15 protein-coding genes are annotated in these 14,173 nt (G+C 68.8%); 4 read left to right on the top strand and 11 right to left on the bottom strand.

Features of this window, described 5'->3' with window-relative positions:
* The first annotated feature begins 76 nt into the window (after positions 1–76).
* Entirely contained in the window at positions 77–1,816 is a 1,740-nt protein-coding gene (gene cydD, locus AC5P5M_RS01545) for a thiol reductant ABC exporter subunit CydD (protein WP_065181938.1), read from the top strand.
* Entirely contained in the window at positions 1,813–3,486 is a 1,674-nt protein-coding gene (cydC, locus tag AC5P5M_RS01540; protein ID WP_495205504.1) for a thiol reductant ABC exporter subunit CydC, read from the top strand. Before cydD ends, cydC begins: the two co-directional genes overlap by 4 nt.
* 13 nt (positions 3,487–3,499) lie before the next feature.
* Here the strand turns inward: cydC and AC5P5M_RS01535 are convergent, their stop codons facing one another.
* The 11 genes from AC5P5M_RS01535 to ccmA form a co-directional block, all read right to left on the bottom strand.
* Positions 3,500–3,841 (bottom strand): DUF1294 domain-containing protein, encoded by a 342-nt coding sequence (locus tag AC5P5M_RS01535; RefSeq protein ID WP_065175494.1) that lies wholly within the window; start codon positions 3,839–3,841, stop codon positions 3,500–3,502.
* Positions 3,841–4,953: a homoserine O-acetyltransferase MetX gene (gene metX, locus AC5P5M_RS01530; protein WP_065175493.1), complete on the bottom strand. Its 1,113-nt coding sequence runs from the start codon at positions 4,951–4,953 to the stop codon at positions 3,841–3,843. The genes AC5P5M_RS01535 and metX overlap by 1 nt, the downstream gene beginning before the upstream one ends.
* A 161-nt stretch (positions 4,954–5,114) precedes the next feature.
* The gene (locus AC5P5M_RS01525; protein ID WP_481526019.1) at positions 5,115–6,107 is read right to left on the bottom strand and encodes a tetratricopeptide repeat protein; all 993 of its coding nucleotides are present in this window, start codon (positions 6,105–6,107) and stop codon (positions 5,115–5,117) included.
* Complete coding sequence (locus tag AC5P5M_RS01520; protein ID WP_053516933.1) at positions 6,101–6,547, bottom strand: cytochrome c-type biogenesis protein; 447 nt, start codon at positions 6,545–6,547, stop codon at positions 6,101–6,103. The genes AC5P5M_RS01525 and AC5P5M_RS01520 overlap by 7 nt, the downstream gene beginning before the upstream one ends.
* Positions 6,548–6,551: 4 nt before the next feature.
* Positions 6,552–7,169, bottom strand: a complete 618-nt coding sequence (locus tag AC5P5M_RS01515; protein ID WP_053516864.1) for a DsbE family thiol:disulfide interchange protein — start codon at positions 7,167–7,169, stop codon at positions 6,552–6,554.
* A gap of 8 nt (positions 7,170–7,177) precedes the next feature.
* Positions 7,178–9,097, bottom strand: coding sequence for a heme lyase CcmF/NrfE family subunit (locus AC5P5M_RS01510; protein WP_065175491.1), 1,920 nt, complete (start codon positions 9,095–9,097; stop codon positions 7,178–7,180).
* A complete protein-coding gene (gene ccmE, locus AC5P5M_RS01505; RefSeq protein WP_111186423.1) occupies positions 9,098–9,574 on the bottom strand; it encodes a cytochrome c maturation protein CcmE in 477 nt (158 codons plus the stop codon). It abuts the gene before it with no gap.
* Positions 9,571–9,759: a heme exporter protein CcmD gene (gene ccmD / locus AC5P5M_RS01500; RefSeq protein ID WP_053516869.1), complete on the bottom strand. Its 189-nt coding sequence runs from the start codon at positions 9,757–9,759 to the stop codon at positions 9,571–9,573. Before ccmD ends, ccmE begins: the two co-directional genes overlap by 4 nt.
* Positions 9,756–10,526, bottom strand: coding sequence for a heme ABC transporter permease CcmC (gene ccmC / locus AC5P5M_RS01495; RefSeq protein WP_283220073.1), 771 nt, complete (start codon positions 10,524–10,526; stop codon positions 9,756–9,758). The genes ccmD and ccmC overlap by 4 nt, the downstream gene beginning before the upstream one ends.
* 43 nt (positions 10,527–10,569) lie before the next feature.
* On the bottom strand, positions 10,570–11,265 hold the full coding sequence (gene ccmB / locus AC5P5M_RS01490) for a heme exporter protein CcmB (protein ID WP_053516872.1): 696 nt from the start codon (positions 11,263–11,265) through the stop codon (positions 10,570–10,572).
* Complete coding sequence (gene ccmA / locus AC5P5M_RS01485; protein ID WP_428992327.1) at positions 11,262–11,963, bottom strand: heme ABC exporter ATP-binding protein CcmA; 702 nt, start codon at positions 11,961–11,963, stop codon at positions 11,262–11,264. Before ccmA ends, ccmB begins: the two co-directional genes overlap by 4 nt.
* A 143-nt stretch (positions 11,964–12,106) precedes the next feature.
* On the opposite strand from ccmA, the gene AC5P5M_RS01480 reads away from it, so the two are divergent.
* Positions 12,107–13,255, top strand: a complete 1,149-nt coding sequence (locus AC5P5M_RS01480; protein ID WP_495205503.1) for a pyridoxal phosphate-dependent aminotransferase — start codon at positions 12,107–12,109, stop codon at positions 13,253–13,255.
* Positions 13,256–13,269: 14 nt separating this feature from the next.
* A complete protein-coding gene (locus AC5P5M_RS01475) occupies positions 13,270–14,076 on the top strand; it encodes an amidohydrolase (protein WP_111186421.1) in 807 nt (268 codons plus the stop codon).
* Positions 14,077–14,173: the final 97 nt, after the last annotated feature.

Genomic DNA, 14,173 nt, shown 5'->3' with positions numbered 1-14,173 from the left:
GCGACCCCTGGCCGCAGGGGGAGGCTGTTGCCTGTGCCTACAATGCCATCCATCCTCCACTCCCTGTGAAGACCCTTTGAGCGCTGCCGAACCGACCGTCCTTTCGCCGGAAGCCGAGACGAACCGGCAGCGGCGTGCCCGCACCGCGTGGCTGGCCGACCTTGCGCGGGGGGCACGGGGCCGCCAGCGCCTGGCGGCCGTATGCATCAGCCTGTCCGGCGCGCTGCTGATCGGCCAGGCCGCCGCCATCGCCTGGCTGGTGCAGCAGGTGCTGGTGGAGCAGGCGCCGCTGTCCTCGGGCCTGCCGGTGCTGGCCGCACTGGCGCTGATCCTGTTGCTGCGCACGGCATTGGGCAGCGCGACCCAGGCTGCCGCCGGCGATGTTGCCGACACTGCCCGCCTGGCCCTGCGCGAGCGCGTGTTCGCGCGCCTGCTCGGCCACGGGCCGCTGTGGCTGCGGCAGCGCCGCACCGGCGAGCTGGGCGAGCTGCTGCTGCATCATGGTGATGCGATCGAGAATTATTACAGTGGTTTCCTGCCGGTGCGCACTGAAGTGGTGGTGGTGCCCGTGCTGATCCTGGCCGCGGTGGCCTGGGTGGATTGGGTGGTGGCGCTGATCCTGCTGTTCACGGCGCCGCTGGTGCCGTTCTTCATGATGCTGGTGGGGTGGGGCGCCGAAGCGGCAGGTCGCGCGCAGCTGGGTGAGCTGGCGCGCATGAGCGGCCATTTCGCCGACCGTATCAAGGGCCTGGGCCTGCTGCGCGTGTACGGACGGGGCGAGGCTGAGCTGGCGGGCATAGAAGCCGCTGCCGAGGGCGTGCGGCTGCGCACGATGAAAGTGCTGCGGATCGCGTTCCTGTCGTCCACGGTGCTGGAGTTCTTCGCTTCCGTCAGCGTGGCGATGGTTGCGCTGTACCTGGGCTTGAGCTATCTGGGCATGATGTCGCTGCATGCGGCCGTGCCGACGTTGGGCGCAGGCCTGTTCTGCCTGCTGCTGGCACCGGAATTCTATGCACCGCTGCGACGGCTGGCCGCGCATTATCACGATCGTGCCAACGCGCTGGCCGCGGCAGCCGAAGTGGAGCGCCTGCTGCAGTCGTTGCCGGATGAGCAGGGACTGATCGAGAACGAGGTCGTGCCGCTGGCAGTGGAGCCGGCCGAGGCCGCACTGCCGCCGCTGCAGGCGCAGGGCCTGGTGCTGCGCCCGCTGGGCGCGTCGCAGGATGTGCTGCAGGGCGTGGATGTGCTGCTGGAGCCAGGCCAGCGACTGGCACTGGTGGGTGCCAGCGGCAGCGGCAAGAGCACGCTGCTGGAGGCACTGGCCGGCTGGCTGCCGCCGCGCGAGGGCAGGCTGATGCTGCGCCCCGGCGTGCAGGTGGCCTATGCCAGCCAGCGCCCCTATCTGTTCCACGGCAGCATCGCCGACAACCTGCGGCTGGCCGATCCTGGCGCCAGTGATGCACGATTGCGCGCGGTGGCCGAGGCAGCGCAGGTGCTCACGTTCGCGCAGGGGCTGCCGCAGGGGCTGGATACGATCATCGGTGAACGCGGCTTCGGCCTGTCCGGAGGCGAGGCACGACGCATCGGCCTGGCCCGCCTGCTGCTGCGCGACCCGCAGGTGCTGTTGCTGGATGAGCCGACCGCCTTCCTCGATGCAGATACCGAGGCCGCGCTGCTGCGCAGTCTTGCCGCCTACGCGCGCGGTCGCAGCGTGGTGGTTGCCACCCACAGCCCGGCCGTGATCGCCTGGGCTGATCGCTGCCTGCTGCTGCCGGAAGGACGTCTGGTCGAGCCGGCGCAGGCGGTGCACGCATGAGCCGCTCGCCCTACACGCTGCGTGCGGTGTTCCTGCAGCAGCGGCCGCGTCTGCTGCTGACCATGCTGCTGCTGTGGACCACGATGCTGGCAGGTACCGCCCTGCTTGGCCTGTCCGGTGGCTTCCTGACCGCAGCGGCGCTGGCCGGTGCGGCCGGTCTCGGCCAGGGCTTCAACTTCTTTTCGCCTTCGGCCGGCATCCGTGGCCTGACCATGGCACGCATCGTTTCCCGCTATTTCGAGAAGCTGGTTGGCCACGATGCCACGTTGCGCATCGCCCGCGACCTGCGGGTATGGTTCTTCCGGCGCGCCCTGCCACTGGCGCCCGCGCGGCTGGGTGCCACCCGCACCGGCGAGCTGCTCGCGCGCCTGCTAGGTGATATCGGTGAAGTGGACGGCCTGCTGGTCCGCGCGCTGGGCCCGCTGGTCGCGCTGGGTGCCCTGTCGACGGCGGCCGTGCTGTCGGCGGCGATGATCCTGCCGTCCGCAGCGGTGCTGCTGGCGGTGCTGGCCGCGCTGATTGCCTTCGGTGTGCCGTGGCTGGGCGTGCGTGGCCGCGATGGCGAGGAAGCGGATCGCGCCGCGCATCGAGCCGCACTGCGCACTGCCGCGTTTGAAGGACTGGAAGGCGCTGGCGATCTGGCGGCGCTGCATGCCGATGCGGCGTGGCAGCTGAAGGTGCGGGTGGCCGCCAAGCAGTTGGCTGCGCGTGATCGCCGTCGCCGCTGGCGCCTGATCGCCGCGTCGACACTGCACGGCAGCGTGGCCGGACTTGGCCTGGTGGCCATGCTGGCACTGGCCCTGCATGCGGCCGAGCAGCAGCGCATCGCCGCTGAAATGGCAGCCGGACTGGTGTTCCTGACGGTGGCGCTGATCGAGCTGTGGGCGGGGATGGGCCTGGCATGGCAGTCGTTGCAGTCCGGTCGCATCTCGGCCGATCGCCTGCAGTCCATCGTCGAGCAGCCGCCGGCCGTGGACGAACCGCTGGCACCGCAGCCGGTTCCGGTGCACGCACGCGTGCAATGGGATGACGTCCACTTCCAGTGGCCGGGGGCGGTACGCCCGGTGCTGCGCGGGCTGCAGCTGACGTTGGCGCCCGGCGAGCGCATCGCGATCCGTGGCGACAGTGGCTGCGGCAAGACCACGTTGTCCAGCCTGCTGCTGCGCCTGTGGGATCCGCAGCAGGGCCGGCTGACCTATGGCGGGCGGGACCTGCGTGATTTCGCCCAGGCCGATTGGCATCGGCAGCTGGCCTGGCTGCCGCAGAACGCCCCGGTGTTCGCCGGCAGCGTGGCGGAGAACCTGCGCCTGGGGGATCCTGATGCCGACGATGCTGCACTGTGGGCCGTGTTGCACAGGGTGCGGCTGGGCGAGTGGGCCGAGCGCAATGGTGGCCTGCTGGCCTGGGTTGGCGAGAACGGTGCGACGATGTCCGCGGGTCAGGCGCGACGCCTGGCGCTGGCCCGCGCGCTGTTGCGCAACGCGCCGATCCTGTTGCTGGACGAACCGACCGAAGGCCTGGACGTGGACACGGCCCATGCGCTGCTGCAGGATCTGGCCGGCCTGCTGGACGGTCGCAGCCTGTTGATGATCACCCATGACGACCTGCCCGATGCCGTGGTCGACGCGCAGTACCGGTTGCGCGATGGCGTGCTGATCCGCGAGGCGTGAGCGGCGCGCCTCATCAGGAAAATTCGCGCAGCATCACGGCGATCGAGGCCACATTGGCCAGCACGCACAACCCGAACACCCACTGGAACGCGGCTTTGCGATGCTTGTGGCGGAACGTCGCCTGGCCCAGCAATGCGCCGGGCCAGCCGCCGGCGAAGGCCAGCAGCTGGAGTGTCCGTTCCGGAATGCGCCGGTGGTTGCGTTGTGCGGCGCGCTTGTCATGGCCATACAGGCCAAACGACACGGCACTGGCCAGCAGGCACCAGCCGCCCAGCCACAGGGGCAGAACGCCGCTGATCGTCAGTGCGACCAGCGCGCCGAAGGCGGCCAGCGCGAGATGACGCCGCCATCCCACTAGAGCGTGTCGAGGAAGCTGCGAACAGCCGGGCCGAACCGATCGAAATCGACCAGGAAGGCATCATGGCCCTGCGGCGAGTCCAGTCCAATGAAGCGTGCATCGGCGCCGCCGGCGCGCAGGCCATCGGCCACCTGCTGCTGCTGCTGCACCGGGAACAGGATGTCGGTGTTGGCACCGATGGCCAGCGCCTTGTCCACACGGATCCTGGCCAGTCCAGCCATGACATCGCCATCGGCATACTCGGCCAGGTCGAACCAGTCCATCGAGCGGCTCAGGTACAGATAGCAGTTCGGATCGAAGAAGCGCACGAAGCGGCGCGCGTGGCCTTCGAGATAACTTTCGACCTGGAACTCCAGGCCGAACGGATCGTCGTCGGCCTGGTCCGAATCCAGGCGCACGCGACCGAAGCGGCCGTCCCATTCCAGCGCCGAGCGGTAGGTGATCACCCCCAGCTTGCGCGCCATGCGCATGCCGGATTCAGGGTACTGGGTGTCGTCGTAGCGGCCACTGTTCCAGCGTGGATCGAGACGGATCGCTTCCCGCTGCAGCGATCGGATGGCGATGGAGAACGGCAGCGCCTGCGCACTGCCGGAAATGTTGATGTGGCTGCGCGCGATTCCCGGATGCAGCATCAGCACCGCCAGCGCGGTCATGCCGCCCATCGAGTTGCCGATCACGCAGGCCAGCCGTTCGATACCCAGCGCACGCACCACCTCGACGGCGGCGCGTGCGCCGTCTTCGATCGACAGTTCGGGAAAGTCGAGTCGGTACGGTTCGCCGGTCGCCGGATTGATCGATGCCGGTCCTGTCGAGCCCTTGCAGCTGCCCAGCGAGTTCACGCAGACCACGAACCAGCGGTCGGTATTGATCGGCTTGCCCGGCCCGAGCATCGCCTCCCACCAGCCCGGTGCGGGATTGCCTGCGTTGCCGGCGGCATGTGCGTCCGGCGACAGGCCGGTGACGATCAGGATCGCGTTGCCCCCATCGGCAGCCAGCGTGCCCCAGGTCTCGTAGGCCACGCGCGCACCGTGCAGGGCGCCGCCGCGCTTGAACGGGAAGGGCGAAGGCAGGGCATGGAAGCGGGTGCCGGGCGGAATGAATTCGGTCATGCGGGCATTCTAGCGGGGCCACATGTGGAGCTGGCGACACGCTGGTTTCCATCAGCGGGCGAATGTCGCACGCCAACCCTCTGTCGGGCAGGGCCCGGCGCTACCGATGGCAAGCGCACAGGTAGCGCCGGGCCGTGCCCGGCGAGCGCAGCGATGCGGTGCTACGGAAACCGCAGTTCCACCACGTCCTCATGCGGCAGGGTCACCTTTACCGGCAGGCTCTGCAGGTCACCGTCGCCGCGATTGGCACTGCCACTGCGCGAGATCCGCGCCAGCACTTCCACCTCGCGATGCGCTGACAGGGGGGCGGTGGGCATTGGACTGTCGCCGTCGCCAAGTCCGACCGTGCCGGGAAAACCAGCCAGAGGCAGCTTGCGCACCGCGACCGGCATCGGCGGGCCGCCGACCGCACGTGCCAGCACGAAAATCTGCGCGCCCGCGGGCCATTGCGCATGCTGCACGGAGGTGGGCAGCTGCACACGCACCTGCAGCAGTGCAGGCGAGGTCGCCGGGGCCGGATCATGCGCCTGTGCGGCCGCTTCGCGGGCAATGGCGATCTGTGCCTGCAGCGCCTGCGCGGCACCCGGTTCCAGGTGCGGCAGCAGGCCGCTCCAGACATCGGCGGCTTCGTTGTTGCGGCCGCGCTGGCGCAGGGCGATGCCGAGCAGCCAGCTGGCCCGTTCGGCTTCGGGCGCCAGCGTGCGCGCCCGCTGCAGCCACGATACAGCGGTGTCGTCGAACTGCTTTCCGGCATCGGCCTGGGCGCGCGCCTGCGCCGCTTCCACCAGCACGCCCGGGTCGTCCGGTGCCAGTGCCACCGCGCGTGCGAAGGCTTCGGCAGCCGCGGCGGCGTTGCCCAGTTCGCTCTGCGAGCGGCCGAGCAGGGCCCAGCCATCGGCACGTTGTGGATCGCGCTGCAGCGCGCCCTGCAGGGCCTGCACGCCCTCGCGCAGGGTCGCCACCGATGGCGCCGGCTGCACCCGTGCCGCCTGCGGGTTCCCCACCAGCTGGTACAGGCAGGCGCCGGCGATGCCCACGGCAGCCACGGCGACGACGAAGCCGGTGCGGCCTTGCCGCCGCAGCGGCCACAACACCAGCAGCGCAGTGAGCGCAGCGCTGGCGGCAGCCGCGAAAAGCAGCCAATCGTTCACCAGTCCTCTCCCACGTCGGCCGATGTCGGCGGTGCGGCGGCCACGGTGCGGGCACGACGGCGGACGATGCCCACCACCACCAGCGCGCCGGCGCCCAGTACCAGCAGCGGACCACCCCACAGCAACCAGGTGCCCGGCTGCAGTGGGGGCTGGTAAAGCACGAAGTCGCCATAGCGGGCGACGAGGAAGCGCTTGATCTGCGTATCGTCATGGCCCTGCTGCATCAGCTGCAGTACCTCCCGGCGCAGGTCCTGGGCGATCTGGGCGTTGGAATCGGCCAGCGACTGGTTCTGGCACTGCACGCAGCGCAGCTGCGCGGCGAGGTCGTGGAAACGACGCTCCTCCGCTGCATCACGGAACTGCAGCGGCTTTGGGTCATGCAGTGGTTGCTGCGCCAGGCCGGGCAACGACCCGGCCAGCAGCAGTACCAGCAGCCCGCGCAGGCCGCTACGGAGCAACGCGCTGCGAACCGGCCGCATCGTTCTGAGCCTTCTCGATCTTCTCCAGCGCCGGGATCAGCTTCTCGTCGACCACCTTCTGCGTCATCGCTCCGCTGTACTTCCAGCGCACGATGCCGCTGCCGTCGACGAGGAAGGTCTCCGGCGCGGCCGTTACGCCCCAGTCGATCGCGGTACGGCCTTCGATGTCGCTGAGCACGACCATGAACGGATTGCCCAGCTGTTCCAGCCAGTGCAGGGCATCGGTGGGGTCGTCTTTCCAGTTGTAGCCGATCACGCGCACGCGCTTGCTCTCGGCGAAACGGGTCAGTACCGGGTGTTCCTCGCGGCAGGCCGCGCACCAGCTGCCCCAGACGTTCAGCAGATAGGGCGCACCGCGCAGTTCTTCGCTGCGCACGATCATCTGCGGATCGTGCAGCACCGGCAGCGCGAAGGCGGGGGCGGGCTTGTCGATGAGGGCCGAAGGCAGCACGTCGCGCTGCGGGTCGCCCGACTTCATCACGCCGTAGATCATCAACCCGAGCAGGCCGAAGAAGAACAGCACGCCGATAACGATGGCGACCGGCGGCAGCGGGCGGGAGGGGCGCGGGGCGGGGGACTCGGACATGGAAACTCCTACGGACGACGGAAGCGGCGGTCAGCGGCGGTGATGAATCCACCCAGGGCCATCAGCAGCGCGCCCAGCCAGATCCAGCGCACGAACGGTTTGATGTGGACGCGGACCGCCCATGCATTGTTGCCCAGCGGCTCACCCAATGCCACGTAGACATCACCGCCGATGCGCGCATCGATGCCGGCCTCGGTCATCACCTGGCCACCGCTGGCGTACTGCCGTTTCTCCGGATGCAGCAGGGCCAGTTCGCGGCCGTCGCGGAACACCCGCAGATGACCGCGGTCGGCAATGAAGTTGGGGCCCTCGCGGTGATCCACGCCTTCGAAGCGCACTTCGTGACCGCCGACCACGATCTGCTGGCCCGGTGCCAGCGCCACTTCGCGCTGCACGTTCAGCGCTTCCACCAGCAACGCGCCCGCCAGAAACACGGCGACGCCGGCATGGGCAACGATCATGCCGAGCATTTCGGCAGTAAAGCGGCCATTGCCACGCAACCGCTGCCAGACGAAGCGGGCGGTGCCCAGCGCGACCCAGGCCGCCGCGGCGACGCCGATGCCGGCTTTCCATCCGTTCTGCGGCGCCTGCCACCAGGCCAGCGCACCGAGCAGTACCGCCAGGCCGAACCAGGGGGCGAGCAGGGCCATCGCGCGCGAAGGCTGGTCGCGCTGCCATTTCACCAGCGGGCCGAAGGGCAGCAGCAGCACCAACGGCGCCATCAACAGCAGGAACAGGCTGCCGAAGTAGGGTGGGCCGACCGAAATCTTGCCCAGCGCCAGCGCATCGGCCAGCAGCGGGTACAGCGTGCCGAGCAGGACCATCGCGCAGGCGGTGGCCAGCAGCAGGTTGTTGGCCAGCAGCAGCGTTTCGCGCGAGGTTGCGGTGAAGCCGCGGCGGGCATCATCGGCGTCGATGCTCAGCTGGCCCGCGCGCAGCGCGTACAGCAGCAGGCTTCCACCCACCAGCAGTGACAGGAACACGAGGATGAACAGGCCCCGCGAAGGATCGGCGGCGAACGAGTGCACGCTGGTCAGCACGCCGGAGCGCACCAGGAACGTGCCCAGCAGCGACAGCGCGAATGCGGCGATCGCCAGCAGCAGGGTCCAGCTGCCGAAGGTGCCGCGCTTCTCGGTGACCGCTTGGGAGTGGATCAGTGCGGCGCCGACCAGCCATGGCATGAAGCTGGCGTTCTCGACCGGATCCCAGAACCACCAGCCGCCCCAGCCCAGTTCGTAGTAGGCCCACCAGCTGCCCAGGGCGATGCCCAGGGTCAGGAACGCCCAGGCGACATTGGTCCATGGCCGCGTCCAGCGCAGCCAGCGTGCGTCCACGCGTCCCTCCAGCAGCGCGGCCACGGCGAAGGCGAACGGCACCGCGAAACCCACGTAGCCCAGGTACAGCATCGGCGGGTGGATGATCAGTCCCGGATCCTGCAGCAGCGGATTGAGGTCACGGCCCTCCAGCGGGGCCGGGTTCAAGCGCAGGAACGGGTTGGAGGTGAAGATCAGGAAGGCGAGGAAGCCCACGCTGACGATGCCCATCACCGCCAGCACGCGCGCCTGCACGTGCCGGGGCAGGTGCCGTGAGAACAGTGCGACCGCGCCGGTCCACAGTGCCAGCACCAGCGCCCACATCAGCAGCGAGCCTTCGTGCGCGCCCCACACCGCCGAGTAGCGGTAGATGAGTGGCAGCAGCGAGTTGGAGTTCTCGGCCACGTAGCGCACCGAGAAGTCCTGCTGCACGAAGGTGGCGGTCAGCACCGCGAATGCACCGGCCACCAGCAGCAGCTGCGCGTAAGCGGCCGGCCGTGCCACCGCCATCCACGCCGCGTTGCCGCGATGGGCGCCGGCCAGCGGCAGGCCGGCCAGAAGCAGCGACGCCAGCAGTGCGCACAGCAGCAGGATCTGACCCAGTTCGGGCAGCACTCAGCGGACCTCGGGTGCCGTCACCGGCACGTCGTGCTTGAGATGGGCCTGGCCCATCTTGTCGGCCACTTCCTTCGGCACGTACTGCTCGTCGTGCTTGGCCAGCACTTCGTCGGCGACGAACACGGCGTTCTGCAGCGCGCCCTCCTGCAGGCGGCCGCTGGCGACCACGGCCGTGCCTTCGGCGAACATGTCCGGCAGGATGCGCGAGGTCGTCACCGCCAGCTGGGCATCGCCATCGGTGACCAGGAAGTGGGCTTCCAGCGAGCCGGGCGGGCGGTTGAAGGAACCCTTCACCACCATGCCGCCGAGGCGGAACCGAGATTGCGGCTCGACGTCGCCACGCAGCACTTCGGAGGGCGTGTACAGGTAAGCAATGTTGCGCTCCAGTGCCATCGCCACCAGCGCGGTGGCCAGGCCGGAAGCGAGCAGGGCCAGCAGGACCCAGGCCAGGCGGCGGCGTTGGACCGGTGTCATCGTTCCAGCTCCGTGGACAGCGACGGTGGGACATCCTGAGCGCTGGCACGTGCCTGCTGCCGCTGCTGCCGGGCCTGTGCCATGCGCCGGGCGGCGCGCAGGCGCAGCCAGGAACCGAGCGCGTCGGCGCAGAGCACCAGCACGAACACCGCGTACGCACCGATCACGTAGGGCAGGTGGCTCATTGCGGGTTCTCCGCAGCAGCCTGCGCGGCGTCGATGCGGCCACCGACCCAGGCCTTGCCGGCCTCGCGGTCGAGATTGTCGGCGCGCGCCTTGGCCAGCAGCGAGCCGGCGAACCAGAACTTGGTACCGATCACCATCCACCACAGGGGGGCGATCATCGCACTGTCGATGGCCGATTCACCGAACACATTGATCGACTGGCGCTGGTGCAACCCACCCCACCAGTCCACGGAATAGCGGATCACCGGCAGCAGGCTGACGCCGACGATGGCCAGCAGGCCGGCCGCACGGGCGGCACTGCGGCGGTCCTCGATGGCGTGGTACAGGCCGATCACGCCCAGATACAGGAACAGCAGCACCAGTTCGCTGGTCATGCGCGGGTCCCAGTCCCACCAGGTCCCCCACGTGCCCTTGCCCCAGATGCTGCCGGTGAGCAGGGTGATCAGCGTGAACCCCGCGCCCATCGGCGCGCACGCCATCGCCAGGATCTCGCAGACCTTGATCCGCCAGATCAGGGCAATGGCGGCGTACAGCGCCATCAGCGCGAATACGAACAGGCTCATCCAGGCGCTGGGCACATGGATGTAGAGGATGCGGAAACTGTCCAGCTGCCGGGCTTCCGGCGGCACCACCAGCAATGCCTGCCAGATTCCGACAAGCAGGACCGGCACGGCCGCGAGGTAGAACACCCGCGACCAGCGGGCGGCGAAACGATCGAACGTGGGCGGAGAACCGAGTTGGTGGAACCAGCGGACAATCGGATTCATGCGTGACGGCTATCCAGCAGGGGTGGATTGGCTCTCAGCTCGATCAACTCAGAGAAATACGAATCGCAGCGGCAGTCGCCAGCGGTGCCAGCACCAGTGCCACCAGCAGGCCGGCACCCAGCATCAGCAGCGCGCCGACCGGATCCTGTCCACGGCTGGCTGCAGCCAGGCTGCCTGCACCGAAGACCAGCACCGGTACGTACAACGGCAACGACAGCAACGCCACGAGAATACCAGAGCGCCGGATGCCCACGGTCAGTGCAGCGACCACACCACCGATCAGGCTCAGCAACGGTGTTCCCAGCAGCAACGATGCCAGCAACATCGGCAGCTGGTCATGCGGCAGATGCAGCATTTCCGCCAGCAGCGGGCTCAGTACGATCAGTGGCAGGGCCGTGGTGGCCCAGTGCAGCAGCACCCGCACCAGCACCAGCCACGCCAGTGGCACCGGTGCCAGCAGCCATTGCTCCAGCGAGCCATCCTCGGCGTCGGAGCGGAACAGCGAATCCAGCGCAAGCTGCCCGGCCAGCAGCACCGCCAGCCACAGCACTGCACCAGCGGTCGCCGCCAGCGGCTGTGGATCGCGTCCCTGTGCCAGTGCGAACAGCACCACTACCAGCAGGGCGAACAGCAGCGGCTGCAACGCATCGCCGCGGCGGCGCCAGAGCAGGCGCAGGTCACGCCTGACTAGGGCGCGCGCGGTCTGCCACAGGCCCGGTTCGGTACCCGGGGCGATCATGCGGCACCGCCGAGGTCGAGCTGGCGGGTACGCACCGGTGGTGCGGCGTAGGCCCCATGGGTGGTGACCAGGGCGGCGCCACCTGCACGCAGGTGTGCCGAAATCATCCGGTTGACCAGGGTGATGCCCTCCAGATCGAGGTTGGCGTAGGGCTCGTCGAGCAGCCACAGCGGGGCGGGCGAGAGCCAGATGCGGGCCAGCGCCAGCCGCCGCTTCTGTCCGGCCGACAGGTGCCTCACCAGGGTGTCCTCATACCCGGCCAGGCCGACGATGGCCAGTGCATTGCCCGGCATCTGCCGCGCCCGGCGCCCGTGCAGGCCGCACAGGAAGTGCAGGTTCTCCAGTGTGTCCAGGTCCGGCTTCAGCGCGGGAAGATGGCTGAGATAGGCGACGTAGCGCGCCCGTTCGGCGTTGCTGGCGGGCCTGCCGTCGATCCGCACCTGGCCGGCGCCGGGTCGCGCAAGGCCGGCGAGCACGCGCAGCAGGGTGGTCTTGCCGGCGCCGTTGCCGCCCTGCACGAGCAGCGCCTCGCCAGCATCCACGTGGAAGTCCAGCGGGCCGAACACGGGCGCGTCATTGCGCGAGAAGCTCAGGCCGCTGGCGGCCAGCAATGCAGGGGTGTCCAAGGGGCAGGGATCTTCATGCCGGAGTGCGGCGGCAATTGTAGCGATGAAATCCGCCCGGTAGCGCCGGGCCACGCCCGGCGAGCGTCAAGCGCGGTATCCCGCTGAAAGGGCATGTGCAAACAGCCGCCCGGCATGACCCGTCACGACCGGCCCGCGCCGCAGGCCGGGTCCGGATTTCGTACACTTCCAGCCCTTGTTCCCATTAGCCCAGGCCGATGCAACCCACCACCAAGCTGCCCAAGGTCGGTACCACCATCTTCACCGTCATGTCCCAGCTCGCTGCCGAGCACGGTGCAGTCAATCTGGGCCAGGGGTTTCCGGATTTTCCCGCGCCGCAGCGCCTGATCGACGAAACCGCCAAGGCGATGGCGGCCGGCCTGAACCAGTATCCGCCGATGACCGGTGTGGCGCCGCTGCGCCAGGCCATCGCGCAGAAGTCACTGGACCTTTATGGCGCCCAGGTCGACCCGGACACCGAAATCACCGTCACCAGCGGCGCGACCGAGGCCATCTTCAACGCCATCCACGCCGTGGTGCGTGCCGGCGAGGAGGTGATCGTGCTGGACCCCGCATATGACTGCTACGAGCCGGCCATCGAGCTGGCCGGCGCAACCGCCGTGCACGTGCCGCTGGACCCGCAGACGTTCGCCGTGGACTGGGACCGCGTGCGTGCGGCCATCACGCCGCGCACCCGCATGCTGATGGTCAACACCCCGCACAACCCCTCCGGTGCGATGCTGGACGAGGCCGACATGCAGGCGCTGGCCGACGTGCTGCGTGGCACGCAGATCTACCTGATTTCCGATGAGGTGTACGAGCACATCATCTACGATGGCCGCCGCCACGAATCGGTGCTGCGCTACCCGGAACTGCGCGAGCGGACCTTCGTCATCTCCAGCTTCGGCAAGACCTACCACTGCACCGGCTGGAAGATCGGTTATGCGGTGGCGCCGCCGCTGCTGACCGCGGAATTCCGCAAGGTGCACCAGTACAACACCTTCACCAGCTTCGGCCCGGCCCAGTATGGCTTTGCCGCGATGATCCGCGACGAACCGGAGCACCACCTGGAACTGGGCGCGTTCTACCAGGCCAAGCGTGACCGCTTCCGCGAGCAGCTGGCCGGTACGCGGCTGAAGCCGCTGCCGGTGCCGGGCGGCTACTTCCAGCTGGTCGATTACTCGGCCATCAGCGATCTGCCCGACCATGAGTTCGTGAAGTGGCTGACCGTCGAGAAGGGCGTCACCGCCATCCCGCTGTCGCCGTTCTACGAAACCGCACCGGCCGGCCAGCGCCTGGTACGGCTGTGCTTCGCCAAGAACGAGGCGACCCTGGACGCGGCGATCGAACGCCTGCGCCTGCTGTGAGCGGAGTGACGACCATGCAGGATCTGCGCATTTCCCTCGTCCAGGGCGACACCCGCTGGCACGACCCGGCCGGCAACCGCACCTACTATGGCGCGCTGCTGGCGCCGCTCGCCGGCACCACAGATCTGGTGATCCTGCCGGAGACCTTCACCAGTGGCTTCTCCAACGAGGCCATCGCCCAGGCTGAAGGCATGGATGGCCCGACCGTGGCGTGGGTGCGTGAACAGGCCAGGGCCTTGAACGCGGCAGTGGTCGGCAGTGTGCAGCTGCGTGACGGCGCGGGCGTGTACAACCGGCTGCTGTTCGCGACCCCCGACGGTGGACTGCAGTACTACGACAAGCGCCACCTGTTCCGCTATGGCGGCGAGCACGAGCGCTATGCCGCCGGCCGCGACCGGCTCTGCGTGGAATGGAAGGGCTGGCGCATCAATCCGCAGGTCTGCTACGACCTGCGGTTCCCGGTGTTCTGCCGCAACCGCTACAACGTGGAACGGCCCGAACAGCTGGATTTCGATCTGCAGATCTTCGTTGCCAACTGGCCCTCGGCGCGTGCCTACGCGTGGAAGACGCTGCTGCGCGCACGTGCGATCGAGAACCTGTGCTTCGTCGCTGCGGTCAACCGTGTCGGCGTGGACGGCAACCAGCTGCACTATGCCGGCGACAGCGCCGTGCTGGATTTCCTCGGCCAGCCGCAGGTGGAGATCCGCGAGCGCGAGCAGGTGGTGACCACCACCATCTCGGCCGACGCGCTGGCGCTGCACCGTGCGCGCTTCCCGGCGATGCTCGATGCCGATGCTTTCCATCTGGACGTGCAGGCCTGAACGAAGGGCTGAACGCTGCCCGCATCACCGTGCGCGCCTGCATTCACCCTGCACGCGCGCGCTGCTAGATTCGCCGGCAGTCCGAACGCTGTGGAAG

This window comes from Stenotrophomonas sp. YJH_SMC_106-19 (assembly GCF_059368375.1).
The sequence above is the reverse complement of the archived record's forward strand: the minus strand, read 5'-3'. Positions and strand labels throughout refer to the sequence as shown.

Excerpts from the sequence above, each read along its gene's own strand:
- cydC (WP_495205504.1), top strand. The coding sequence starts at position 1,813 with ATGAGCCGCTCGCCCTACACGCTGCGTGCGGTGTTCCTGCAGCAGCGG.
- metX (WP_065175493.1), bottom strand. The coding sequence starts at position 4,953 with ATGACCGAATTCATTCCGCCCGGCACCCGCTTCCATGCCCTGCCTTCG.
- AC5P5M_RS01515 (WP_053516864.1), bottom strand. The coding sequence starts at position 7,169 with ATGTCCGAGTCCCCCGCCCCGCGCCCCTCCCGCCCGCTGCCGCCGGTC.
- ccmE (WP_111186423.1), bottom strand. The coding sequence starts at position 9,574 with ATGACACCGGTCCAACGCCGCCGCCTGGCCTGGGTCCTGCTGGCCCTG.
- ccmD (WP_053516869.1), bottom strand. The coding sequence starts at position 9,759 with ATGAGCCACCTGCCCTACGTGATCGGTGCGTACGCGGTGTTCGTGCTG.
- ccmC (WP_283220073.1), bottom strand. The coding sequence starts at position 10,526 with ATGAATCCGATTGTCCGCTGGTTCCACCAACTCGGTTCTCCGCCCACG.
- ccmB (WP_053516872.1), bottom strand. The coding sequence starts at position 11,265 with ATGATCGCCCCGGGTACCGAACCGGGCCTGTGGCAGACCGCGCGCGCC.
- AC5P5M_RS01480 (WP_495205503.1), top strand. The coding sequence starts at position 12,107 with ATGCAACCCACCACCAAGCTGCCCAAGGTCGGTACCACCATCTTCACC.
- AC5P5M_RS01475 (WP_111186421.1), top strand. The coding sequence starts at position 13,270 with ATGCAGGATCTGCGCATTTCCCTCGTCCAGGGCGACACCCGCTGGCAC.